The organism is Oribacterium sp. oral taxon 108 str. F0425, from assembly GCF_000214455.1.
Classification (GTDB): domain Bacteria; phylum Bacillota; class Clostridia; order Lachnospirales; family Lachnospiraceae; genus Oribacterium; species Oribacterium asaccharolyticum.
This window is the reverse complement of the sequence record NZ_AFIH01000001.1, coordinates 1,290,131-1,312,505: the sequence shown is the minus strand read 5'-3', so window position 1 is coordinate 1,312,505 and position 22,375 is coordinate 1,290,131. Positions and strand designations below refer to the sequence as shown.

At 44.1% G+C, this 22,375-nt stretch carries 22 protein-coding genes and 1 tRNA gene; all 23 read right to left on the bottom strand.

Annotated features, from left to right (window positions below; all coding sequences use genetic code 11):
• Positions 1-75 precede the first annotated feature (75 nt).
• The gene (ilvN, locus tag HMPREF9124_RS06200; RefSeq protein ID WP_009428242.1) at positions 76-567 is read right to left on the bottom strand and encodes an acetolactate synthase small subunit; all 492 of its coding nucleotides are present in this window, start codon (positions 565-567) and stop codon (positions 76-78) included.
• Positions 567-1,100, bottom strand: a complete 534-nt coding sequence (locus HMPREF9124_RS12940; protein ID WP_330367699.1) for a thiamine pyrophosphate-dependent enzyme — start codon at positions 1,098-1,100, stop codon at positions 567-569. The genes ilvN (HMPREF9124_RS06200) and HMPREF9124_RS12940 overlap by 1 nt, the downstream gene beginning before the upstream one ends.
• Before the next feature lie 32 nt (positions 1,101-1,132).
• A complete protein-coding gene (locus HMPREF9124_RS06195) occupies positions 1,133-2,227 on the bottom strand; it encodes a thiamine pyrophosphate-binding protein (protein WP_009429330.1) in 1,095 nt (364 codons plus the stop codon).
• 10 nt (positions 2,228-2,237) lie between these two features.
• Positions 2,238-3,434, bottom strand: coding sequence for a threonine ammonia-lyase (gene ilvA, locus HMPREF9124_RS06190; RefSeq protein WP_009429659.1), 1,197 nt, complete (start codon positions 3,432-3,434; stop codon positions 2,238-2,240).
• Between the two features lie 17 nt (positions 3,435-3,451).
• Positions 3,452-4,465 (bottom strand): ketol-acid reductoisomerase, encoded by a 1,014-nt coding sequence (gene ilvC / locus HMPREF9124_RS06185; RefSeq protein WP_009428197.1) that lies wholly within the window; start codon positions 4,463-4,465, stop codon positions 3,452-3,454.
• 237 nt (positions 4,466-4,702) lie between these two features.
• Positions 4,703-4,954 carry an acetolactate synthase small subunit gene (gene ilvN, locus HMPREF9124_RS06180; protein ID WP_009428749.1) on the bottom strand — a complete coding sequence of 84 codons (252 nt, stop codon included), beginning with the start codon at positions 4,952-4,954 and terminating at the stop codon, positions 4,703-4,705.
• Positions 4,955-4,963: 9 nt separating this feature from the next.
• Positions 4,964-6,610 (bottom strand): biosynthetic-type acetolactate synthase large subunit, encoded by a 1,647-nt coding sequence (ilvB, locus tag HMPREF9124_RS06175; protein ID WP_009429945.1) that lies wholly within the window; start codon positions 6,608-6,610, stop codon positions 4,964-4,966.
• Positions 6,611-6,929: 319 nt separating this feature from the next.
• Entirely contained in the window at positions 6,930-7,526 is a 597-nt protein-coding gene (locus HMPREF9124_RS06170) for an ABC transporter ATP-binding protein (protein WP_009429337.1), read from the bottom strand.
• Positions 7,526-8,212, bottom strand: a complete 687-nt coding sequence (locus tag HMPREF9124_RS06165) for an ABC transporter permease (RefSeq protein WP_242821564.1) — start codon at positions 8,210-8,212, stop codon at positions 7,526-7,528. Before HMPREF9124_RS06165 ends, HMPREF9124_RS06170 begins: the two co-directional genes overlap by 1 nt.
• Positions 8,213-8,276: 64 nt before the next feature.
• Complete coding sequence (locus HMPREF9124_RS06160) at positions 8,277-9,335, bottom strand: ABC transporter substrate-binding protein (protein WP_009427707.1); 1,059 nt, start codon at positions 9,333-9,335, stop codon at positions 8,277-8,279.
• A gap of 70 nt (positions 9,336-9,405) precedes the next feature.
• On the bottom strand, positions 9,406-9,603 hold the full coding sequence (locus HMPREF9124_RS12305) for an HAD family hydrolase (RefSeq protein ID WP_255348635.1): 198 nt from the start codon (positions 9,601-9,603) through the stop codon (positions 9,406-9,408).
• A 29-nt stretch (positions 9,604-9,632) separates the two neighbouring features.
• Positions 9,633-10,043, bottom strand: a complete 411-nt coding sequence (locus HMPREF9124_RS06155) for an HAD hydrolase-like protein (RefSeq protein WP_009429108.1) — start codon at positions 10,041-10,043, stop codon at positions 9,633-9,635.
• A 128-nt stretch (positions 10,044-10,171) separates the two neighbouring features.
• On the bottom strand, positions 10,172-11,032 hold the full coding sequence (locus tag HMPREF9124_RS06150) for a YitT family protein (protein ID WP_009429815.1): 861 nt from the start codon (positions 11,030-11,032) through the stop codon (positions 10,172-10,174).
• Positions 11,033-11,195: 163 nt separating this feature from the next.
• Positions 11,196-11,266: transfer RNA gene (locus HMPREF9124_RS06145), tRNA-Trp, on the bottom strand.
• A gap of 29 nt (positions 11,267-11,295) precedes the next feature.
• On the bottom strand, positions 11,296-12,669 hold the full coding sequence (gene radA, locus HMPREF9124_RS06140; protein WP_009429116.1) for a DNA repair protein RadA: 1,374 nt from the start codon (positions 12,667-12,669) through the stop codon (positions 11,296-11,298).
• 2 nt (positions 12,670-12,671) lie between these two features.
• Positions 12,672-15,128, bottom strand: a complete 2,457-nt coding sequence (locus tag HMPREF9124_RS06135; RefSeq protein ID WP_009428315.1) for an ATP-dependent Clp protease ATP-binding subunit — start codon at positions 15,126-15,128, stop codon at positions 12,672-12,674.
• Positions 15,129-15,375: 247 nt separating this feature from the next.
• Complete coding sequence (locus HMPREF9124_RS06130; protein WP_009427672.1) at positions 15,376-16,611, bottom strand: cohesin domain-containing protein; 1,236 nt, start codon at positions 16,609-16,611, stop codon at positions 15,376-15,378.
• A gap of 15 nt (positions 16,612-16,626) precedes the next feature.
• Positions 16,627-18,369, bottom strand: a complete 1,743-nt coding sequence (locus tag HMPREF9124_RS06125; RefSeq protein WP_009429701.1) for an SH3 domain-containing protein — start codon at positions 18,367-18,369, stop codon at positions 16,627-16,629.
• 228 nt (positions 18,370-18,597) lie between these two features.
• Positions 18,598-19,995, bottom strand: a complete 1,398-nt coding sequence (locus HMPREF9124_RS06120) for an oxaloacetate decarboxylase subunit alpha (RefSeq protein ID WP_009429238.1) — start codon at positions 19,993-19,995, stop codon at positions 18,598-18,600.
• A gap of 13 nt (positions 19,996-20,008) precedes the next feature.
• Positions 20,009-21,157, bottom strand: coding sequence for a sodium ion-translocating decarboxylase subunit beta (locus HMPREF9124_RS06115; RefSeq protein WP_009428501.1), 1,149 nt, complete (start codon positions 21,155-21,157; stop codon positions 20,009-20,011).
• A gap of 19 nt (positions 21,158-21,176) precedes the next feature.
• On the bottom strand, positions 21,177-21,554 hold the full coding sequence (locus HMPREF9124_RS06110; RefSeq protein WP_009428139.1) for a biotin/lipoyl-containing protein: 378 nt from the start codon (positions 21,552-21,554) through the stop codon (positions 21,177-21,179).
• A 9-nt stretch (positions 21,555-21,563) separates the two neighbouring features.
• The gene (locus tag HMPREF9124_RS12300; protein WP_242821563.1) at positions 21,564-21,827 is read right to left on the bottom strand and encodes a hypothetical protein; all 264 of its coding nucleotides are present in this window, start codon (positions 21,825-21,827) and stop codon (positions 21,564-21,566) included.
• A complete protein-coding gene (locus HMPREF9124_RS06105; protein ID WP_009428560.1) occupies positions 21,770-22,369 on the bottom strand; it encodes an OadG family protein in 600 nt (199 codons plus the stop codon). Before HMPREF9124_RS06105 ends, HMPREF9124_RS12300 begins: the two co-directional genes overlap by 58 nt.
• Positions 22,370-22,375 lie beyond the last annotated feature (6 nt).

Here is a 22,375-nt window from a genome sequence, read left to right as displayed (position 1 = left end):
TTATCTGGTAAAGACAATAATTCTTGGTATATTATGCCAAAATTACTCTTGAAAAACAAGCTTTTCTATTGTTAATTACTTATTCTCCCCTTCCGCAATCTTCAGCATTGCCAAAGTACCGGTTCTTGCACATTCTAAAATACTGACCGTTTTCAAGGTATCCAAAAACATATTGATTCGCTCCGGTGTATCACACATTTCGATTATCATCTGGCTTTTGCTGAGATCCGAAATCTTTGCTCCCATAATTTGGCAGTTCTCCATGATATCCTTTCGATTATCCCGCTTATAACGCAGCTTTACCATAAGCAGTTCCCTGCAAAGCCCCTGATTTTCCGTAAAGGTTCTCACCTTAATAATATCCAGCTTTTTATTCAGCTGTTTCTCAACCTGTTCCAGAGTTCTCTCTTCCCCGCTGGAAACGATAACCATATTGGAAACCGCACTATCTTCCGTTTCACCTACGGTTAAAGAATCAATATTAAAGCATCGTCTCCAAAATAATCCGGCAACCTTAGCCAGAACACCTGAACGGTTTTCTACCAAAACAGAGTAAATTCTTTTCATTAGGCCACCTCATTCGCATCCACAAAGACTTCCAGAATTCCATTTTCTTCTTTTCCCAAGAATTCCCGAATCCGTTCGGGAACAGCTGAATTGTTCGAAATGGAAGTATAAGAAAGTCCATATGCACCGGAAAGTAGAGATAAATCCGGATTTCCCGTAAGGTCGATCATGGAAAAATGGTCTTTATACGCTGTACGCTGATACTGTCTAACCAAACCAAGCACACCATTATGAAAGACAATCAATTTAACACGGGCTCCATATTGTCGCATAGTCGCAAGCTCCATCAAGCTCATCTGAAAGGCTCCGTCTCCCATTACTGCCACAATCTCTCTTCCGGCCTCTTCCTTTCCGGTATTGCATTTTTCTTGTACCGCAAAATAGGCTCCGATGGCAGCCGGAAGAGAATAGCCCATCGTTCCCATTCCGCCGGAAGTTAAAAATCGCCCTTCTTTCATTTTATAATGCTTGCAGGACCAAAGCTGGTTCTGCCCTACATCTGCCACATAGATTGCATTGTCCTTCAGTGCCAAATTCAATTCTCTTAGAAAATAATGCGGATTGACTAGAGCGGAATGCAACTCTTCTTTTTCTTTTTTTCTACTAGAAGCTCCGCCTCTTCTTTAAAGCCGTTTAATTCTTCTATCCATTCCGTATAAGATAGTTCTTCTTTCACTGCAAGAAGACTATCCAGAACGCTGGATAAATCTCCGACAAGCGGAATTTCCGGACCGGCATTCTTTCCAATCTCGGCAGGATCCACATCAATATGAATCAAAGTCTTATTTTCTGTGATCAAATCAGGTTGGCTGATTGATCGGTCTGCAACTCTTGCCCCCATCATAATAATGAGCTCCGCCTTATTCATAGCCTTATTGCCATAGGATCTTCCGTTATTGCCCACCATGCCGAAATATAACGGATCAAGGTCCTGCATGGTGCCGAGTCCCATCATGGTACTTACTACCGGAATATTGAATCTATGCGAAAAGTCCCTTACCTTTTTTGCAACATTTGCTAACAGAACCCCTCCACCGACACAAAGAATCGGCCTTTTCACATTTTGAAGGCGCTGAAACATTCTTTTGATTTGTACAGGATTCCCCTGTACAGTCGGTTTATAGGTTCTCATTTTCAGCTCATCGGGATACTGAAACTTCCGAAGGCTCGCCTTCTGCACATCGATAGGAATATCGATTAAAACCGGACCTTTTCGACCGGTCATGGCAATATGAAAAGCCTCTTTAAAGACTCTCGGAATTTCTTCCGCATTTCTTAAGGTGTAACTATACTTTACAAAAGATTCGCAAGCGCCGCATATATCCGCTTCCTGAAAGACATCGGAACCCAAAAGTCTGCTTTCCACCTGACCGGTAATGACAACAAGCGGAATGCTGTCCGCAAAGGCCGTAGCAATCCCGGTAATCACATTGGTTGCTCCCGGTCCCGACGTTACGGCGCAGACACCGGGTTTACCGCTGATTCTGGCATATCCACTTGCTTCATGTGCCGCATTTTGTTCAGAGCGAACTAAAACACTGTTGATTTCACTGCTTTCCAAGCTATCGAAAAAGGGACAAATCGCTACACCGGGATACCCGAAAACATAGCCCACCTTCTCGAGCTCCAAACATTTTACAATCGCATTCGCACCTGTCATCTTACCTCCTCTATACCAGGGAGAACCCTTCTTCTCTAAAACGTTTTTTAATTTCCTCAATATGGGCAAAATTCCGTGTTTCTATCCGTAAAGTCAGATAACATCCGTTGATGTCCGAATCCTCCACATTCATATTATGATCGACCTTCGTCACATTGGCACCAAGTTCCGCAATAATACGGGAAACTTCTTCCAATTGCCCCGGTTTATCCAAAAGAGAAAGCGTCAGAGATGCTTTCCTGCCGGTCTTTAAAAGTCCTCGACTGATAACGCGGGAAAGAATATTTACATCAATATTGCCGCCGGAAATGATACAAACCACCTTTTTCCCTTTAAGCGGAAGCTTGTTGAAGAGAACCGCCGCAACGGAAACTGCACCGGCTCCCTCCGAAACAATCTTCTGCTTCTCCATAAGTGTCAAAATCGCTGCGGCAATTTCGTCGTCACTGACGGTAACCAGTTCATCTACGTACTCTCTTACCATCTCGTAGCTTAAGTTTCCGGGAGATTTCACGGCAATACCGTCCGCAAAGGTATGCACCTCTTCCAGACTTTCCAGCTTCTTATCCGCTACAGCCTGCACCATAGATGCGGCTCCTTGCGCCTGCACACCGTAAACCTTACACTTCGGGTTTAATTTCTTAACCACAAAGGAAACGCCGGAAATGAGTCCGCCGCCACCGACCGGAACCACTACCGCGTCCGCATCCTCCAGCTGTTCCATAATCTCCATTCCGATCGTACCTTGTCCTGCCATGACATCGATATCATTAAAAGGATGAATAAAAACTGCACCGCTTTCCTTCTGGTATTCTACCGCAGCGTTATAGGCATCATCATAAACTCCGTCAATCATGCGCACTTCCGCCCCGTAATTTCTGGTTGCTTCCACCTTGGAAATAGGCGCAATGGCAGGAAGGAAAATGGTCGACTTTGTTCCGGCTTTTGTCGCGGCAAGTGCTACTCCCTGGGCATGATTTCCTGCCGAACAGGCTACAACACCCTTTTTCTTATCCTCCTCCGAGAGTGTGGATATTTTAAAATACGCACCTCGAATTTTAAAAGAACCGGTATTTTGCAGATTTTCCGTCTTTAAATACAAGTCACAATCTGCCTCAATTCTTGTCGCATGAACAAGATCCGTTCTATTGATTACCGGCTTTAACACATGAGCTGCCTGGTAAACTCTGTCCAGCGTTAGTTCCATTTTTCCCTTCTTCCTGCTTATCTTGCCTGATCCAAATCCTGAACCTGCTTCCATCCCATCTTATTGCGAAGGTCTCTTCCTGTCTCGGAAACAAGGTTGTTCAGCTTTGCTTCTCTCATAGCAAGGAAATGAGGTCTGCCTGCCTGGTTCTCCAGAATCCAATCCTTCGCAAAACTTCCGTCCTGGATATCGGAAAGAATCTTCTTCATCGCATTTTTCACTTCTTCCCCGATGATCTTCGGGCCTGCGGTATAATCGCCGTACTCTGCCGTATCGGAAATAGAATAACGCATACCTTCAAAGCCGGCATTGAAGATTAAATCTACGATCAGCTTCATCTCATGCACACATTCAAAATAGGCATTTTCGGGCTTATAACCGGCTTCTACGAGAGTATTGAATCCCGCCTCCATAAGAGCACAAACACCGCCGCAAAGCACAGCCTGCTCACCGAAAAGATCGGTCTCCGTCTCCTCTCTGAAGGTTGTCTCCAAAATACCGCCTCTTGCTCCGCCAATTGCTGCAGCATAAGCCTTGGCAATGTCCATGGAATTACCGGACGGATCCTGCTCACAAGCTACAAGACAAGGCACTCCCTTTCCATCCACATACTGAGAACGAACGGTGTGTCCGGGTCCCTTCGGAGCAACCATGATGACATTCACATCTGTTGGAGGAACGATAGCATGGTAGTGGATGTTAAAGCCGTGCGCAAAAGCCAAGGTCTTTCCTTTAGATAAGTTTCCGGCAATTTCTTCCTTATAGAGCTTAGCCTGCTTCTCATCATTTACTAAAATCATGATGATGTCCGCCTGCTTTGTTGCTTCAGCGGTGTTTAATACGGTAAAACCATCTTCTTTTGCTTTCGCAGCGGATTTTGAACCGTCATATAGGCCGATTACCACATCCACGCCGCTATCACGTAAATTCAAAGCATGGGCATGGCCCTGAGATCCATATCCGATTACCGCTACCTTCTTCCCTCTTAAAAGACTCTGATCACAATCCTTTTCATAGTACATTACAGCCATTTTTTTCTCCTTTTCTTATTCTTACGAAAGTGATAAACGAAAGCTTTCCTGACTTAGAGCACGCCCTCGTCATAAAGAAATTTTTCCTTTTTCACTTCCTTGGTCCCTAAGGAGCAATCCGCTCCCACTCTATTGCAAAGCCCATGGGCTTAGCTCATTAAATCATGTCCAATCTCAGAGCAATTACAACTTCACACGCTATGTGATTATGCATCTGAAAACAGCCGGTTTATAGACTTATTCCAAATCCGTTACAGACTTCAGCTCTACCTTTCTCACGTCGTAAAGCTTTTCCAGCTGAGAAATAACCTGCATCCGCATATACTCGTCTCCGGTGGAAACAATTTCAATCTTGGTGCAATTCGGAATTTCAGTCGGTCCTGCCTGAATCGACTCAATATTATAGCCTCTCTTACAATACAAACCGGTGATACGATTCAATACGCCGAAACGATTGTTGACAAAGAGGTCAATGGTAAATTTCTTCATGCTTTCTCCTTATAAGATAATTTCCGCCACTGACTTTCCGGGTGGAATCATCGGTAAAACTTTCTCGTCTTTATCAATATGGCAGTCAAGAAGGACCGGCCCGGCAATATTCTTTCTTTCCTCTAAAGCTTTCTCCAGTTCGGAAAGCTTATGAATGGAAAATCCTTTTCCGCCGTAAGCTTCAATAAGCTTTACAAAGTCTGTCCCTCTGTCAAGGATTGTAGCGGAATATCGTTCTCCGAAAAAAGCGGTTTGCCACTGCCGAACCATACCGAGTACCTGGTTATTTAAAAGTACTATGGTAATCGGAAGTCCCTCCTTTACTGTCGTACAAAGTTCATTGCAGTTCATGGAGAAGGAACCGTCCGAAGTAATCAGCACTGTTTCCTCTTTCTTCTTGGCAAGGCAGGCACCGATTGCGGCACCCAGGCCGTATCCCATCGTTCCTAGCCCGCCGGAAGTCAGAAAAGTTCCGGGCTTTTCAAAGCGATAATACTGTGCTGTCCACATCTGATGCTGTCCCACATCCGTTGCTACAACTGTTTCATCCTTTGTGAAGCGACGAACCGTTTCCAGAATATTCTTTGGGTGAAAAGCATCTTTTTCGAGACTGGTGACTTTCTTATAGCTTTCAATTTCCTTCCACCACTCCGTATTCTTTCTCTCCTTCAGTTTCGGAAGGACCGATTTCATCCATTTTTTTACATCCGCCTGTACCGAAAAATCAGGAGGAAGATTCTTTCCAAGCTCTGCTTTGTCAATATCCACATGAATGATTTTACAATTTTTCGTATAAGCGGACAGATTTCCTGTAGCTCTATCGGAAAAACGAACACCGACTGCAAGCATTAGGTCACATTCCGATTGTACCTTGGCTGCCTGGTAGCTGCCGTGCATTCCCACTAAACCAAGACTTAAAGGATGAGAGTCCGGAAATGCAGTGCGTCCCATCATACTGACAGCTACCGGTGCATTTAACTTCTCTGCAAAGGCACGGAGACAGTCTTCTCCTCCACAGGCAATAATGCCTCCCCCGGCATAAATAAAGGGTTTCTTGGCACTATTCAGAAGCTTTATAACCCCTTCTTCATCGTAGGGCAGTTCCGCCTTCTCCGGCATCTTGGGAAGTACCGCAACTCCGTACTCACACTCATTAACCTGTACATCCTTCGGAATATCAATGAGGACCGGTCCCTTCCTTCCCGAATTGGCAATCAGGAACGCCTCTTTAATGGTCTGTTCCAGTTCAGAAACATCCTTGACCATAAAGTTATGCTTCACAACAGGCTGGGTAATGGATACAATATCCACTTCCTGAAAACTGTCTCTTCCTAAAGCTTCCGTAGCAACATTCCCGGTAATGGCAACCAAGGGTACGGAATCCAGATAGGCGTTGGCAATGCCGGTAACGAGGTTTGTAGCACCGGGTCCTGACGTTGCTATCACTACCCCGACTTTTCCGCTTGCTCTCGCATATCCGTCAGCTGCATGGGCAGCCCCCTGTTCATGCGCCGTCAAAACATGGTGAATACGGTCTCTGCATTGATACAGTTCATCATAAATATTTAAAACCGCACCGCCCGGATAGCCGAAAACGGTATCCACTCCCTGCCGAATGAGTTCTTCAATTAAGATTCTTGCTCCTTTTAATTTCATTCCCCAACTCCCTTTCTCATTGAAAAAGCCTTACAGCGTAACGCTGTAAGGCTAAAGGCTCTCTAACTGTCTTTATCTTTCAAATGAGGCGTTACGCAAACAATCACTACTGTCTAAGACAATAATGCCCACGAGAATAATAATGACTGTAAGTGTAACCATTGCATTCATTTGCTTGCTCCTCCTAAAAAATATGTCTGATTATCCCATAGCCCTTTTTCTATGTCAAGAATTTTCTGATTATGGCAGATATAACCTTTCCGGAATAAAGAAAGTGAGCAACGCTCTTTTCCCCAAATATAACACTATACTGATTATGCTACAGTTCGATTCTGCCATAATTTTTCCAAAGTAGAGGATCTTCATGACTGGCAAAAATCATGGGTCTTTTCCCAATATGTTCCAGAAAAAAATGCTCCATTTTAAGCCGATTTTCCTCATCTATTCCCGTAAAGGGTTCATCCAAAAACAAAATCTCAAAGTCGGCTATCATAGCCCTCAAAAAAGCAAGTCGTCTTTTCATTCCTCCTGAAAACTCGGAAACTCTTTTCTCTTTATTTTCACCGGAAAGTAAATTTTCAAAAAAATATGCTATTTCAGATATAGTATAGCCTGAGGGAATAAAAGAAAGATTTTCCACTGCCGAAAGATTTTCCAAAAGCCGGTTCTCCTGAAACATCCAGGAGGCACGCAGCCTGTTTCCTCCCCTTGCAGCTTCTCCCATCACAATAGAAAATGTACCGCTGTCCAAAGTCTCCAGGGAAGAGAGAATGCGCAGCAAGCTGGTTTTCCCCTTTCCGGACTCCCCGGTAATACGATAAATCGGATGCTTCAAAAAATCGAGTTCACATGAAAAATCCTGAAACAGAACTTGATTTCCATATGCCTTTGTACCCTTTTCTATACTCAGTACCATTACACACTGCCTTTCGAAAAGATTTTTTTGAGAAGAAACAGAACGAGCCATTCAAAAAACTTGGAAAGAGCAATCATGATAATGCTCCAAGCAAAGACATCTCCCATTTCCAAGCTGACTTTTGCATCCATTAATTGATAGCCAATACTTTGCCGTACCTGTCCGATTAGCTCCGCCGCGATACCGCTCTTCCATGAAAGCCCCATTGCAAGCTTTGCACTGCTCAGAATCTGCGGATAGATTCCCGGAATAAATATATAGCGAAAGCAATTCCATAGAGAAAATCGAAAGAGCTTTGCCATTTCCAGAATATCCCGATCCAGGTTTTTTAATCCTTCCAGAAAATTAAAGTAGAACACGGGAAAGGACATCCAGAAGCTGATAAAAAAAGACAAGCTCCCTCTCCCCAGAAAGAACAATAAAATAATAACAAAGCTCGCCACGGGAAGGCTTCTCAGCAGAAACAGAGGGGCTTGAATCAGACTCTCGAAAAAAGGGTAACGATAGGCAATGAATGCGAAAACCAAGGCTAAAAGAAACGCCAAAAAATAAGCGGAAAGAATTCGGACGGAACTGAAATACAAAATCCCCGTAAAAGACGCTCTTCCCATGAGAATGACAATATGCCTTACTGTTTCGAGAGGTCCCACTAAAATAAAGGAATTGTTTACCAGTCTCGTAAACAATTCCCAAATCAGCAGCCAAAAACATAAAATAATTAGTTTCTGTAGCCTCTTTTTCATAAACGGATTAATGCATAAAATAGAAATCCGCCTCCGGTAAAGCACCGCCGACAGACTTCGGATCTTCCGCAAAGAGTGCGGTAAAATACTGCTCCAAGTCTTTCTTCATATTCTCTCCGTCAATAAAATGGACATTGCAATTCGGAATCGCCTTCTTGGCAAGCTCTTCCTTCTCTAAAATGCCGTACTTCACCATCAAAGCCGCTGTCGTATCCATATCCTTCTCTACTGCTTCAATGCTTTCCTGCTCTTCCTTTAAGAAAGCCTCTACCTGATCTTTATTTTCTTCATAGAAGGACTTCTTAACAATCGTTACCGCAGTCGGAAGCTCTGTTCCGGGGAAAATCTTATTCCACTCTTCCGTCAAGGAGAACTTTCTCTCTAAAGCGGAATTCTGTAACAGTGTGGCAGTCGCAAAGGGCTCCGGCAAAATAGCAACAGCTTCCGGATTTTCCTTTAATTTTGCCGCAATTTCCGTCACATCCGTGTAAAATTCGGCATTTGCATGAATGGAATTTTTCTTTAACAAAGTATTCATCAGATATTCGGGACTGGCCCCCTGCCCGGTACTGAAATAGGTCTTTCCCTCCAAGTCGGAAAATGCTTTCACTTCCGCGTTTCCGCTTACACCATAAAGAACGCCCAAGGTATTGATATTTAAAACATATAAATCTTTATTAAGTTTCTGATATAAAACAGCCGCCATGTTTGCGGGAACCGTCGCAATATCCGCCTTTCCGGAAACAAATTCGGGAAGAAGCGCATCCGGACTTGCCTCCATCTGGAAGCTATAGGGCAAATTATCCTTTTCCGCTTTCTCCATAAGATGTACAAGACCGATACTGGTCGGTCCCTTAAGGCTGATGACCTTCAATGCCGACTCCATCTCCGTCTTTGCCTCTTCCGTACTCTCTTCCGCCTTTTCCGTCGTTGCTTCAGCCTTTTCCGTTGTCATCTCCGTTGTAACGGCCTGTGTTGTTTCTTTCTCGGGCTTTTTCCCACCGCATGCGGCCATACCGAGCATAACCGCAGTAGAAAGTAGTACCAATGCCATCCTTTTTTTCATAATAAGAACCCCTTTCTTTTGTGAAACCTTATCTTACAACATCTTGAAAACTCTTTACTTTGCCTTCCTCTTAAACAAGAGAAAGCAAATCCAAGGGTTTTTGAATGCTATAATTTGCACTTGCAATTTCTTCCGGAGAACCATAGCCATACAACGCGGCAACCGAATCTATTCCCACCTCTTTTGCAGCATCAATATCATATTTTGTGTCTCCAACCATAAGACATTCTTCCTTTTTTAGATTCCCGTCACGTAAAGCCTTCTCTATAAGATGCGCTTTACTGGAATCCCGCTCCGTCAGCTCCGTTCCGATTTCCAGAAAAAATAATCGGAAATCCGGAAATGTTTGGTGATTTGTGCGGCAAAAAAAATCGGTTTTGCTGTAAGTAAAATCACCTTCTTCCCATGTTCTGCCAGAGTTTTTATGCACTCTTCCATTCCGGGATAAAGAGAAGCATCGAATATTCCATTGGTCGGATAAAACTCACGATAATAGGAAAGAGCCTCCTCAGCCTGTTCCGTACTGAAACCGTATACCCTCATAAAGGAATCCGTTAGAGCCGGCCCTATAAAACGTCTCAACTTTTCCTCCGGTTGATGGTACAGAGAAAAATGATCCAAGGCATACTGCACAGACTTCTTGATTCCGGGACCGGAGTCCAAAATCGTTCCGTCTAAATCCAAAAGTATATTCTGATACTTTCCCATAATCCTCCTCTTATTTATGCTGAACAAAAATGCCTATCAGTGCATTTTCCGTCTTTTTACAAGGAAACGACCTATCTGTAATGTAATGTCATATCAAGTTAACGCAAGAAACCCGAAAAACCACCATTCTAGTCCTTCGGTTTCATATAGAAACGCCCCATTATATCCTTGGAATGAACGGTATTGATAAAGGCCTTGGGATCTATTTCTTTTATTTTCATCTTTACTTTTCTGGCATCCATAGAAGAAATTACGGAGTATACCATACTCTTTTCTTGATGCGCATAAGCCCCTTCCGCCTTCAAAATAGAGGCTCCATGATGGCAAACCTCATGGATGCCCGCTGCTATTTCATGGGGATAATCCGTAATAATAAAAAAGGTTAACTTCTGATAGTTTCTGTATAAAGCGGATAAGGTTTGTGTAGATACATACTGAAAAATAATGGAATACAAGGCTTTATCCCAACCGAAAAGGTAGCCGTTAACCAATAAAATTGTAGCGTTAAAATTAAAAATCAGATTCCAGGTATCCACTCCTTTCCGTTCCGAAAGATAAATGGCAATAAAATCCGTTCCTCCCGAAGTGGCATCCACCCAAAGACAAAGAGTAATTGCTACAGCATTCATGATTCCGCCAAATATGGAAATCAAGAGCTTATCGGAAGTAATCGGTCCAAGCTGCAAATAGTCCGTAAAGAAACCGGTAACCAAAAGCATAATTAAAGAGAAAAAAGTAAACTTTTTCCCCACATAACGAAAGCCTATATAGATAGGAATTAAATTGATTGTGATATTGACAAGAGAAAAGGGAATGGAAATATTAAAATAGCTTAGGGCTATCCTTTGAACTAAAACGGTAAGGCCATTTGCCCCACCGGGAAGAAGCCCGCCTGCAGAGACAAAGGTTTTCAAATTCAAAGCCATAAGAAGACCGCCTGCAATAACCCCTATTAGCCGTTTGCCATCTTCTTTCAAATCTATTTTCATGACTTTCCTCCCAAAAAAATTTCCTTCATTTTAACATCAGTAATGACTTTTGGAAAGTCCTTGTCCGGTGACGGATTTCCATTATCTTGTTTCCGGCTCATAAAACAGCAAAAACCCTAGGATTCAAGCCGTTCTTGGCTATCTTCCTAGGGTTTCTTGGTAACAGGGGATGAGGGATTCGAACCCCCATCGGCGGTTTTGGAGACCGTTGCTCTACCCTTGAACTAATCCCCTTCGGTGCAAAACAACGGTGTTATTCTACTCTAGCTTTTAAAGATTGTCAACGCTTCACGAATGTTTTTTACCGGAATCAGTTGCACTCCCTGCACATTATAATTGTCTTTTTGTAAATGATAGGATGGCAAGACGATTCGTTTAAATCCCAGTCGTTTTGCTTCTTCCACTCTCTGTCTGCTTTGACTTACCGCACGAACCTCACCGGAAAGGCCAACTTCGCCGAAAACCATAATATCTTCGGCAATCGGAATATTACGATAGCTGGATAAAAGAGCCAGTATAACGGCCAGGTCAACCGCAGGCTCGGAAATCCGCATTCCTCCTGTAATATTGATATAGGCATCGAACCGGGAACATTCTATTCCCAAATTTCTCTCTACAACGGCTAAAAGCATAGTGAGACGATTATAGTCCATCCCGTTTGCGGTTCTTCTCGGGATACCGAAGGCGGTAGGTACCAGTAAGCCCTGTATTTCCATAAGGAGAGGTCTTGTTCCCTCCACTGCGGAAGAAACCACGGAACCGGCAGAGGAAACCGCTCTTCCCGACAAAAGAAACTCGGAAGGGTTCCTTACTTCCTCCAATCCGCTTGCTTCCATGGTAAATACGGCTATCTCATTCGTAGAACCGAATCTGTTTTTTTGACCGTAAAGAATCCGCAATTGGGTATTCTTTTCTCCTTCAAAATACAGTACCGCATCTACCATATGCTCCAGAATTTTGGGACCGGCAACATTGCCGTCTTTCGTTACATGTCCGATAATCCCGATTGCAATTCCTTTTTCCTTTGCAATCCTAAGCAATGCCGCTGTACAATCCCGAACCTGACTTACCGAACCGGGGGATGCGGATACCTCTTCCAAAAACATCGTCTGAATCGAATCGACAACCAAAAAATCCGGTTCCAAATCCTCCACACTTTCTGCAATGTGTTTTAAATTGGTTTCAGACAGGAAATAGATTTCTCCCTCCGCTTTTTGCATTCTTTCTGCCCGAAGCTTAATTTGCTTTAAGGACTCCTCTCCGGATACATAAAGCACCTTTTTCCCCTGTTTTCCAAGATTCAAACAGATGGAAAGAAAAATAGTCGACTTCCCGATTCCGGGATCTCCTCCCAAGAGAAGAAGGGAGCCGGTTACAATCCCGCCCCCCAAAACTCTATCCAACTCAGCATAGCCGGTCGTGAGCCTGTCTTCTTCAAGAAGAACAATGTCCTTCAGTTGCTTCACCTCTGCCCTTGCACCGGTGGTGTTTCTGGAAAATGCCCTATTCTTTTCCGGAAGCTCTTTCGGAGCCTCTACCATAGTATTCCATCGTTTACAGGAGGGGCACTGTCCTAACCATTTAATGGTTTCATATCCGCACTCTTTACAAAAAAAACGACTCAGACTTTTTGCCATTTTTAAACCTTTTCTTTTCGAACACTGGTACGCAAAGCTTCTCCACTTTTATCCACACGAAGATTGACCTTCTCTCCAGGAATAACGTTCCCGTCCAAAATCGCCTCCGATAAAAGATCTTCCACTTCGGTCTGAATGGTTCTCTTTAACGGACGTGCCCCGAATTTCGGATCATAACCCTTTTCTATTAGGAAGGACTTCGCCTTCTTGTCCAGGCTGATGCCCAGATTCATTTCTCCCTTCGCCCGTGCATAAAGGTTCTTTAATAAAATCTCCAAAATCTGAGACATATCCTCCTTACTGATCGGGCGGAAAACAATAATTTCATCTACACGATTCAGGAACTCCGGCTTAAAGAGATGCTTCAACTCTTCCAGAACCTTCGTTTTCATGTACTTATAATCCTTGTCTCCCTGATCAGCAGGAGAATCAAAGCCCAGTTTTTTCGGACTGATAATCTGTTCTGCTCCTACATTGGAGGTCATGATAATAATGGTATTTTTAAATGAAACCTTTCGTCCCTGAGAATCCGTAATATGCCCGTCATCCAAGACTTGAAGAAGAATATTCAAAACATCCGGATGCGCTTTTTCAATCTCATCAAACAGAATCACGGAATAAGGATTTCTTCTAACCTTTTCGGAAAGCTGTCCACCTTCATCGTAACCAACATAACCGGGAGGAGATCCAATCATCTTGGAAACACTGTATTTCTCCATGTACTCGGACATATCTACACGAATCAAATTCTGCTCAGAACCGAATACCGTCTCAGCCAAGGCTTTGGAAAGTTCTGTTTTTCCTACGCCTGTAGGTCCTAAGAACATAAAAGAGCCGATGGGACGTTTCGGATCCTTCAGCCCCACTCTTCCTCTCTTAATGGCTTGTGCAACAGCATGCACCGCCTCATTTTGTCCAATCACACGAGTATGCAGAAGATTTTCAAGATTCTTCAGCTTCTCGCTTTCCGATTCGCTTAACTTCTTAGCAGGAATTCTGGTCCAATCCGATACAATGTTCGCGATATCCGTTTCGGTGACATGGAGCTTGTTCTCTTCCCGCTCCTTCTTCCATTCTTCCAGTTCTTTATCCAGCCTTTTTTTCTTTTGTTCCTGTTTTTTCTTGATTAAAGAAGCCGCTTCGAAATCTTCCTTCCGAATGCAGTCCTCCTTCTCTATTTCCAGCTCCATAAGCTGTTCTCTCAAACGCTTGATTCCTTTCGGCTCACCGCTATGGGTAATACGAAGCTTCGAAGAAGCCTCATCAATCAAATCTATGGCCTTATCCGGAAGGTAACGATCATTAATGTAGCGGGAACTCAGCTTTACAGCCGCTAAAATCGCCGCATCATCTATACTTACCTTATGATGCTCTTCGTACTTCTCTTTGATTCCTCTTAAAATCGCAATACTTTCCTCTTCGGACGGCTCATCAATCGTTATCGGTTGGAATCGCCTTTCCAATGCTGCGTCCTTCTCAATATGCTTCCGATACTCCTCAAGAGTGGTCGCACCGATAATCTGTAATTCTCCGCGTGCAAGTGCAGGCTTTAAAATGTTCGCCGCATCCAGAGCCCCCTCCGCTCCGCCTGCGCCGATAATCGTATGAATTTCATCGATAAAGAGAAGAACCTCTCCGTCGTTTCTGGCCTCGCTGATTACTCTCTTAATCCTCTCTTCAAATTCTCCTCTATACTTGGAACCGGCCACCATTGCAGAAAGATCCAAGGTAAGGAGACGCTTTTTCTCGATAATCTCCGGTACATCCTTCGCTACGATACGATTGGCCAAACCTTCTACCACAGCCGTTTTTCCTACTCCCGGCTCCCCGACAAGACAGGGGTTATTCTTGGTACGTCTGGAAAGAATCTGAATCATACGCATAATTTCCCGTTCTCTTCCCACTACAGGATCCAGCTTTCTCTCTCTTGCCAGAGCCGTCAAATCTCTGGAGAACTGATCCAATGTCGGTGTCTGAGAAACTCTTCCGCTTCTATCCTTTTCGCCCTTATCCTCAACAAACTGATCTCTCCCCATTGCGGTGTTCAGCTGCGAATAAATCTTCTGCGTTGAGGCACCCAGGGTGGAAATAATTCTGGATGCTACGCAGTTCCCGTCTTTCAATATTGCCAAAAGAAGATGCTCCGTTCCCACAAGTCGAGAACCGCTATCTCTGGATTCCTGCATAGCCTGTTCCAAAACCCGTTTTGCGGAAGGCGTATAACCGCTGGGATCCGCAACGGAAAGCTTACCGTCCGTACTGATAAACTTTGCAATCATTTCCATGATTTTATCTTCCGAAATGGCATTGGCTTTCAACACCTTTCCGGCTACCGCTGTGCCTTCCCGTACAAGCCCCAGTAAAATATGCTCCGTACCGATATATTGATGACGGCATTCTTCAGCAACCTCTATAGCCAGCTGAAGTGCTCTTTGTGCCTGTATAGTAAACTGATTCATCTTTTCACCCTAATCCTTTATACTCTTTATGAACCTTTCGATTCTTTTCTATAGGGAAAAACATCCCCTTTATTCCATACAAATCATTATACAACATAACGCAACAATCATACGTGTTATATTTGAATATTATGTGAACAAGAGGGGAAAACCCTATTCCCATTAAATTTATTATACAACAGGTACTTTCGCCTATCCGCAGACTGCTTAGAAAAAAGAGAAAGGCCTCAGCCTCTCTCTCAATCTTCTACAGGTCTTCTATTTCCAATTCCGGATCATCTGCATCTTCCGGCTTATCTTCATGCTTAACTTTCTTTTCATTCCTTCTTTTCAAATCTTCCTCTTTAATGGAAATGCTTCTGGTTGCACCGAGGTCCTCATCCTCCAAATCATTTTCCGGAATCGCCTTATGTACAACGGAAACCATTTTGGTATGATCCAATTCATCTTCTTCCTTATTTTCATCAAAGGAAAGCTCTTCCATGGAAATATCCTCTACATTGGGGCGAAGCTCTCTCCCGTGGATTCCTTCCTTTTGGAAACTGATAATTCTTTTCAGTCGATTTCTTTCTTGCCATAGGAAAGCAGACAAAACAATAAATAACAAAGTAGTAAAGCCAAACACACTGGAAAGAATGAATTGAATATTATATTTACCGACCAAGGTATCATATTTTCCTAAAAGTCCCGGATAATTCTCCGCATTCTTCTTCTGCTCAGCTTCCAAAGGATCCTGAAAATACCGTTGAATGGTCTTTTCTTTTAAATCATAGCGATAGAAACTCAAGTCTCCGGCATCATTCATTCCATAAAGAATAATGTATTGATGCTCGGATTCCGCCTTCCATACCCATCCCTTCACCTGATGCCCGTCTACATCAATGGTGCTCTCCAAAAAACCTGCGGGAATCTGGACGTCCGAACCGGGATTCATAATGGTAATGCTCTTATCTTTTGCAGTAAGCTTAACCCCTTCATTCACCGTTTCTTTGTCCGCTTCCGTACTTTCTTCGGAAGAAGCCGTACTTTCCTCAGCACTGCTTTCCGTGGAAGAAGCACCGTTTACACTTACCTTGGATGAGCCGACATGGGTCAAATTCAGCAGTGATTCGTCTTGAGAATAAACCTCCTGCTTTTCCACGCTTACGGAGGAAACACCTGCAGTTAAGGCTTTAAACTGAATTGTATAGACTAAGGCATTGTTTTCTCCCTGCGTACCGGACCCGTGAACACGAATCGTACCTGCACCGCCATCCGTATCCGTACCGGAAATAAACTGCAAGACATTACTGTCATAACGAAGTGTGATATCCGCTCTGGAAAGAGGCGTATCACTGCGTACCTTCATATTCAAGCTGATGGTATCCCCAACATTGGCTGTCGGATCGGAGAAGCTGAGCTGCCCGTCCGCCGCTAAAACGGTAAAAGAAAACAGCATCCCGAAAAGTAGACTGAATACTATGTACTTTACTTTAATCATCATACTAATATCTCCCTTTTAGTTTAAAGGTCCCTTTCCGACTTCAACTATCTCTACACCGCTTTCACTTCCGCCGCCTCCCGAAGAAGACACATTTCCATAGTTTATCTTTATCGTATAAACTCTTTCCGACCCGTTTTCCGCTCTTACGGAAACGTTTATGCTGTCTTTTCCGTCCAAACTCTGATAACCTGCACCACTGATCTGTGCTTTTCCGTCAATTGCCGAAGCATTCACGGTAAGAGATTTTGTTCCGTTTGCCAAAGTTACCGTATAAGCCTGCTTATCTCCGGAAAAAGCCGGACTTAAAGTATATCCCGACACGCTAAGAGAAGACAGACGATTATTCGGGCTACCCGTTCCGGTCGGAATGGCAGCCTTCTCATTCGGCATATTCTCATAAATGGGAATGGAAAAAGTGAGCGCCTTTTGCTTCATCTCGGATGAATAAGCTTTGGAAAGTTTCGCCCCTTCTTCCGCAGCTCCCTGTACATTGGTCATATACTGGTGCTTATACAGATTACTTCCCTGCACATTCCACTTCTTTAAATATAAAGTATTTTGTCCGGCATTCATATAATTTTCCGAAAAAAACTGTGCGCCGCCCAGGATGGACTTCTCCGGACTGTTCCAAGGTCTACCGTAGGAACCGCTTTGTCCGGCATACCAGATTCCTCTTTCTACAGCTCCCATTCCGTTTGCTGCATAGGCGCCTACATTAAAATAATTATATAAACCGCTCGCTCCGGAAATGGAACCGCTGCTTCCCTTTCCCTGCTCCTGCAAAATCATAGCAGCAAGAACATAGGGGTTTTGTTTTGAAGCTTCGGCAGCCTTCATGATTATAGCACTGTAGTCAATCCCCGAAACGTTTCCGGAACTTGTCTCGGAAGCTTCGGCAGTGGTACTCTCATTTCCCGAAAGAAACTCTCCCGGTCCTCCTGCGGATACAATAGCATTTTCACCGGATGATGCAGTATCGGTAATCACGGCATCCGAGCTTACTTCGGACCCCTGCGTTGTACTCTGTATTGCTTGCGTACTTGCCCCGCCGTCCATAAAGCTCCCTTTCAGAATGGAGTTCAGTCCCTCTTTGGTCTGCTCCTCGGGATTATAGTTGTGGAGTAAAAATTGGAAAATATACGACTCATCAAAAAAGTTTCGAGGATCCATGTAATAAGCCGTCAACGCTCTGGATGCACCAACCCAAGTCGGCCCGTCAAAGCCCGGCCATGTTCCTGAATTCCAGTCATATTTTCCGGCATCCGTAGATTTCCAGGAAGAAATGGCATTTTTGTCGACCAGACTGCCGGTACCTTCCATTTCCCCGTCTAATACATCATTCCAATTCAGATTGGTTTTAAAGCCTTGAAAACGCCAATTTGGAAATTCAGCATGGAGGCTCCTAAGCCCCTCCTTGTAACTTTCCGGAAACCCCTGTTGGTTTAAATCATTTTCAAACTGTTCATTTCGCTGATACTGTACCGGAAATTTAATAAAGTCGGAACGAACATAGCCCTTTCCGGAAGAAAATGTAACGGGATACCACGATTCTCCATTGCTGTTTTTTACCGAATCCCCTACCGTTACATTGGTATTGGAAAAAAGATTTGCAACTTTTTTACTGTTTACATTTGCTTCCGACCTTATATTAACAATGCTTCCCTTTATTAAAGCCGCTCTTTCCGCAGCTACAGCAGTAAACTGCGTCATAAGACAAAAGACGCTTAAAAATACTGCTCCGAAATGCTTCCTGTGCATAAACTCTCCTAATCCATGAATGAACGAAAACTATATAAAAAATACCTTATCTTATTTATCGACATAATTCTGAATCAGTTTAATTTTTTTGCCACCTTCAGTCAATGCATATTGGAAGAATTCAGATAAAAGTAAAGATTTAAACGAGATATCGTACGCTTTGCGCACGATATCTCGCTATGAAAACAAAGCAGTAAAAAGCTGTTCGCCTTTTACTGCTTTGCCCTATTATACCGGATAAGCCTTATTTGCTTTGTCCGCGGCACTTAAAGCCACGCCTGTACTTTGTGCATTTCTATATTCGAAGAAGTCTTTGGCTACCTGCGGGAAAAGTGCATAGGACAGAACATCTTCCGGCTGTCTTGTCCACTCCTTAGCCTCTTCTTCAAACTTCTTAAGCTGCGGTGCAATATGATCTGCAGGACGATCCGTCATCTGCTTCTCTCCCTTTAGAATCTTCTCTACCACTTCCGGATTCATCGGCTTTACCGTTTTTCCGAATTCTCCGGCTACAAGCTTGTAAGACTCCTTCGGAACCATTTTGTAGCGCTCTCCGGCAATGACATTCATTACCGCCTGGGTTCCCACAATCTGGGAGGATGGCGTAACAAGAGGAGGTTCTCCGAAGTCCTTTCTCACTCTTGGTACTTCTTCCAGCACTTCCTGCAACTTATCATCCTTTCCGGCCTGATGAAGCTGAGAAATGAGGTTCGAGAGCATACCGCCCGGTACCTGGTACTTCAGAGCCTTGACATCTACGCCGAGAACCTTTGTGGAAAGAAGCCCCGACTTAATGCACTCCTCTCTGTACGGCTGAAAATAATTGGAAATCGCAATCAGCTTATCGAGATCCAATCCGGTATCATATTCCGTTCCCTGTAAAGCGGCAACCATGACGTCCGTGGACGGCTGAGAGGTTCCCATCGCGAAGGGAGTTGATGCCGTATCAATGATATCGGCACCTGCCTCAATTGCCTTTAAATAGGTCATGGAAGCCATTCCGGTGGTATAGTGTGTATGCATTTCAATCGGCAGCTTGGTTCCCTTCTTTAAGGCCTCCACCAATTCTGTGGCCTGCTTCGGAAGAAGTAAGCCCGCCATATCTTTAATGCAAAGAGAATCGGCGCCGAGGTTTTCCACCTCTCGAGCAAGATTCTCCCAATACTCCAAGGTATAGGCATCCCCCAAAGTATAGCAAAGGGCAATCTGCGCATGTCCACCCTCTTTATTACAAGCCTTTACCGCCGTTTCCAAATTCCGAATATCATTTAAACAGTCAAAGATACGAATAATATCAATGCCGTTTGCAATAGATTTCTCTACGAAATACTCGACCACATCATCTGCATAGTGGTTGTAGCCTAAGATATTCTGTCCTCTGAAAAGCATCTGCAGCTTTGTATTTTTAAAGTGTCTCTTAAACATTCTGAGACGTTCCCATGGATCTTCCTTTAAGAAACGGAGGCAAGCGTCAAAGGTTGCTCCTCCCCAGCACTCTACAGCGTGATATCCTACTTCATCCATCTGATCCAGTATCGGCTCCATCAGCTCACTGGGCATTCTGGTGGCAATTAAGGACTGATGCGCATCTCTGAGCACCGTTTCCGTGATTTTAACTTTAGCCATAAATTCCCCTTTCTTATTTTACCCCAAAAACAGCCATAAACATGCCTGCCGCAACGGCGGTTCCGATTACTCCCGCTACATTTGGTCCCATGGCATGCATAAGCAGGAAATTGGTCGGGTCGGACTCCGCTCCCACCTTCTGTGAAACTCTGGCTGCCATCGGCACGGCGGAAACCCCGGCAGAACCGATTAACGGATTGATCTTCTTTCCGGACAAGTAATACATCACTTTTCCAAGTAAAACACCGGCGGCTGTACCGAAAGCAAAGGCAATCAGACCGAGAAGTACAATTTTCAAGGTATCCAAATTCAGGAAAGCTTCCGCAGAAGTGGTGGCTCCAACAGAGGTTCCCAGTAAGATAACTACGATATACATCATAGCATTCGCTGCCGTTTCGGTTAACTGTCTCACTACTCCGGACTCCTTAAAAAGGTTTCCGAGCATCAGCATTCCCACAAGAGGAGCCGTAGTCGGCAGTAAAAGACAAACCACAACGGTTACAACGATAGGGAAGAGAATCCTTTCCAGCTTGGAAACCGGGCGAAGCTGTTCCATCCTGCACATTCTTTCTTCTTTGGTTGTTAAAGCACGCATAATAGGCGGCTGAATAATCGGCACCAAAGACATATAGCTATATGCCGCAACGGCAATCGGACCAAGTAAGGCCGTTTGACCGAGCTTATTGCAGAGGAAAATGGAAGTCGGGCCGTCCGCACCTCCGATAATGGAGATTGCAGCGGCAGCGGCGCCGTTAAAGCCCATAAAAATGGCAAAGAAGTATGCCGCATAAATTCCGAACTGTGCAGCCGCTCCGAGAAGAAAGCTGATCGGGTTTGCAATAAGAGGGGAGAAATCCGTCTGTGCCCCTACACCGAGGAAAATCAGAGAAGGAAAAATCGTCCACTCATCCAAACGGAAGAAATACCAAAGCAACCCCCCTGTACCGTTTATTGATTTTTCCGGACTGAGCATAATGTCCGGATAGATATTTACTAAAAGCATTCCGAAAGCAATGGGAACCATAAGAAGCGGCTCGAAGCCTTTTGCAATCCCTAAGTATAAAAAAATCAAGGCAACGCAAATCATCAAGTAGTTCCCGTAGCTTAAGCTGAAGAATGCGGTTTGTTCTAGTAGATTTAAAAAGGTCTCTACTATATTCATCTCATATCCTCCTAACTGCTTAACCCTGCAGGCCAATAAGTACTTGAGCGGACTCCACGCTGTCTCCAACTTTGGTATTGATGCTGACTACGGTACCGTCCTTCGGTGCAACGATGTCATTTTCCATCTTCATGGCTTCCAGTACCAGAAGCACATCTCCGCTGTGAACACTGTCCCCTTCTTTAACTTTAATAGAGAGAATTTTCCCGGGCATGGGAGCCGTAACGGAAATATTTCCCGCTTGAGATGTCTTCTGTGCCGGCGCGGGGGTTGCAGCGGGTGCAGCGGCTTTCGCTACAGGAGCCACAGCAGGAGCTACGGAAGCGCCTCCATTACCCTTTTCATCCACCGTCACATCATATGCCACACCATTTACAGTAATTGTATATTCTTTCATTTTTAACCTCTACTTCCTTCTTTTAATCGAGCGCACAAACAAACCATTTTCCAGGGTACGGGCATCACTGTAGGGATTCTTCTTTGCAAAATCCTCTTCGTATGCCTTTACCGCCGCCATCAGAATGACGGACAGAAGCTCTTCGGAAATCCCCTCTTCTTTTTCCAAAACAGGAACTGCCGGCTTCTCCGGGCTAATCGCAACAGGAGAAGGCGCTACCGAACTGCTCTTTCCATCTCTTTCCTTCTTTTTTCCGCCTGTCGGACTTCCCATCTGTGTAAATGCGCAAATAAACTGATAATCCAAGCAATGAAGACTAAAACCGCAAATACGGTTCCCATACCGACAATCATATTCTGGAAAGCGGCGAAAAGCTTTTCGGAAAGACTGTAGACGGGATTGAAGCTCAGTTCGCTAAACCCGGAATAGTCATCATGTAAAGCGGCATGAAAAATCAATTCACGCTTGGCATATTTGGCATGAAGGTCAACCACATAGGTATCACCCTCTTTTTTTACATCTACTTTTTCAATTTCTTGAAATTCTCCTAAATCCTTTTTTGTATTTTTATAATTGGACAGAGCATTGTAAAATAATTCTTCCTTGGCCTTATAGGCACTGTTGATGCTTTCTTCCAACTGCTCATCATCCTGCGCTTCAATCTGCTGGAAATAATTGGTAATGACCCCTTCCAGTCCTGATGCTTCTTCGGCAGATACCGAAGTACTTTCCTCTTCTTTTTTAGAACAGGACAGAAGAAAAGCGGAGAAGAGAAGAACGGAAAGGAGAATAAAGATTCGCTTTATTTTCTTCATACTTCC

What these genes read in the sequence shown, in the direction of transcription:
- ilvN (WP_009428242.1), bottom strand. Translation starts at nt 567, where the DNA reads ATGAAAAGAATTTACTCTGTTTTGGTAGAAAACCGTTCAGGTGTTCTG.
- HMPREF9124_RS06195 (WP_009429330.1), bottom strand. Translation starts at nt 2,227, where the DNA reads ATGACAGGTGCGAATGCGATTGTAAAATGTTTGGAGCTCGAGAAGGTG.
- ilvA (WP_009429659.1), bottom strand. Translation starts at nt 3,434, where the DNA reads ATGGAACTAACGCTGGACAGAGTTTACCAGGCAGCTCATGTGTTAAAG.
- ilvC (WP_009428197.1), bottom strand. Translation starts at nt 4,465, where the DNA reads ATGGCTGTAATGTACTATGAAAAGGATTGTGATCAGAGTCTTTTAAGA.
- ilvN (WP_009428749.1), bottom strand. Translation starts at nt 4,954, where the DNA reads ATGAAGAAATTTACCATTGACCTCTTTGTCAACAATCGTTTCGGCGTA.
- ilvB (WP_009429945.1), bottom strand. Translation starts at nt 6,610, where the DNA reads ATGAAATTAAAAGGAGCAAGAATCTTAATTGAAGAACTCATTCGGCAG.
- HMPREF9124_RS06170 (WP_009429337.1), bottom strand. Translation starts at nt 7,526, where the DNA reads ATGGTACTGAGTATAGAAAAGGGTACAAAGGCATATGGAAATCAAGTT.
- HMPREF9124_RS06160 (WP_009427707.1), bottom strand. Translation starts at nt 9,335, where the DNA reads ATGAAAAAAAGGATGGCATTGGTACTACTTTCTACTGCGGTTATGCTC.
- HMPREF9124_RS06155 (WP_009429108.1), bottom strand. Translation starts at nt 10,043, where the DNA reads ATGGGAAAGTATCAGAATATACTTTTGGATTTAGACGGAACGATTTTG.
- HMPREF9124_RS06150 (WP_009429815.1), bottom strand. Translation starts at nt 11,032, where the DNA reads ATGAAAATAGATTTGAAAGAAGATGGCAAACGGCTAATAGGGGTTATT.
- radA (WP_009429116.1), bottom strand. Translation starts at nt 12,669, where the DNA reads ATGGCAAAAAGTCTGAGTCGTTTTTTTTGTAAAGAGTGCGGATATGAA.
- HMPREF9124_RS06135 (WP_009428315.1), bottom strand. Translation starts at nt 15,128, where the DNA reads ATGAATCAGTTTACTATACAGGCACAAAGAGCACTTCAGCTGGCTATA.
- HMPREF9124_RS06130 (WP_009427672.1), bottom strand. Translation starts at nt 16,611, where the DNA reads ATGATGATTAAAGTAAAGTACATAGTATTCAGTCTACTTTTCGGGATG.
- HMPREF9124_RS06125 (WP_009429701.1), bottom strand. Translation starts at nt 18,369, where the DNA reads ATGCACAGGAAGCATTTCGGAGCAGTATTTTTAAGCGTCTTTTGTCTT.
- HMPREF9124_RS06120 (WP_009429238.1), bottom strand. Translation starts at nt 19,995, where the DNA reads ATGGCTAAAGTTAAAATCACGGAAACGGTGCTCAGAGATGCGCATCAG.
- HMPREF9124_RS06115 (WP_009428501.1), bottom strand. Translation starts at nt 21,157, where the DNA reads ATGAATATAGTAGAGACCTTTTTAAATCTACTAGAACAAACCGCATTC.
- HMPREF9124_RS06110 (WP_009428139.1), bottom strand. Translation starts at nt 21,554, where the DNA reads ATGAAAGAATATACAATTACTGTAAATGGTGTGGCATATGATGTGACG.
- HMPREF9124_RS12300 (WP_242821563.1), bottom strand. Translation starts at nt 21,827, where the DNA reads ATGGGAAGTCCGACAGGCGGAAAAAAGAAGGAAAGAGATGGAAAGAGC.
- HMPREF9124_RS06105 (WP_009428560.1), bottom strand. Translation starts at nt 22,369, where the DNA reads ATGAAGAAAATAAAGCGAATCTTTATTCTCCTTTCCGTTCTTCTCTTC.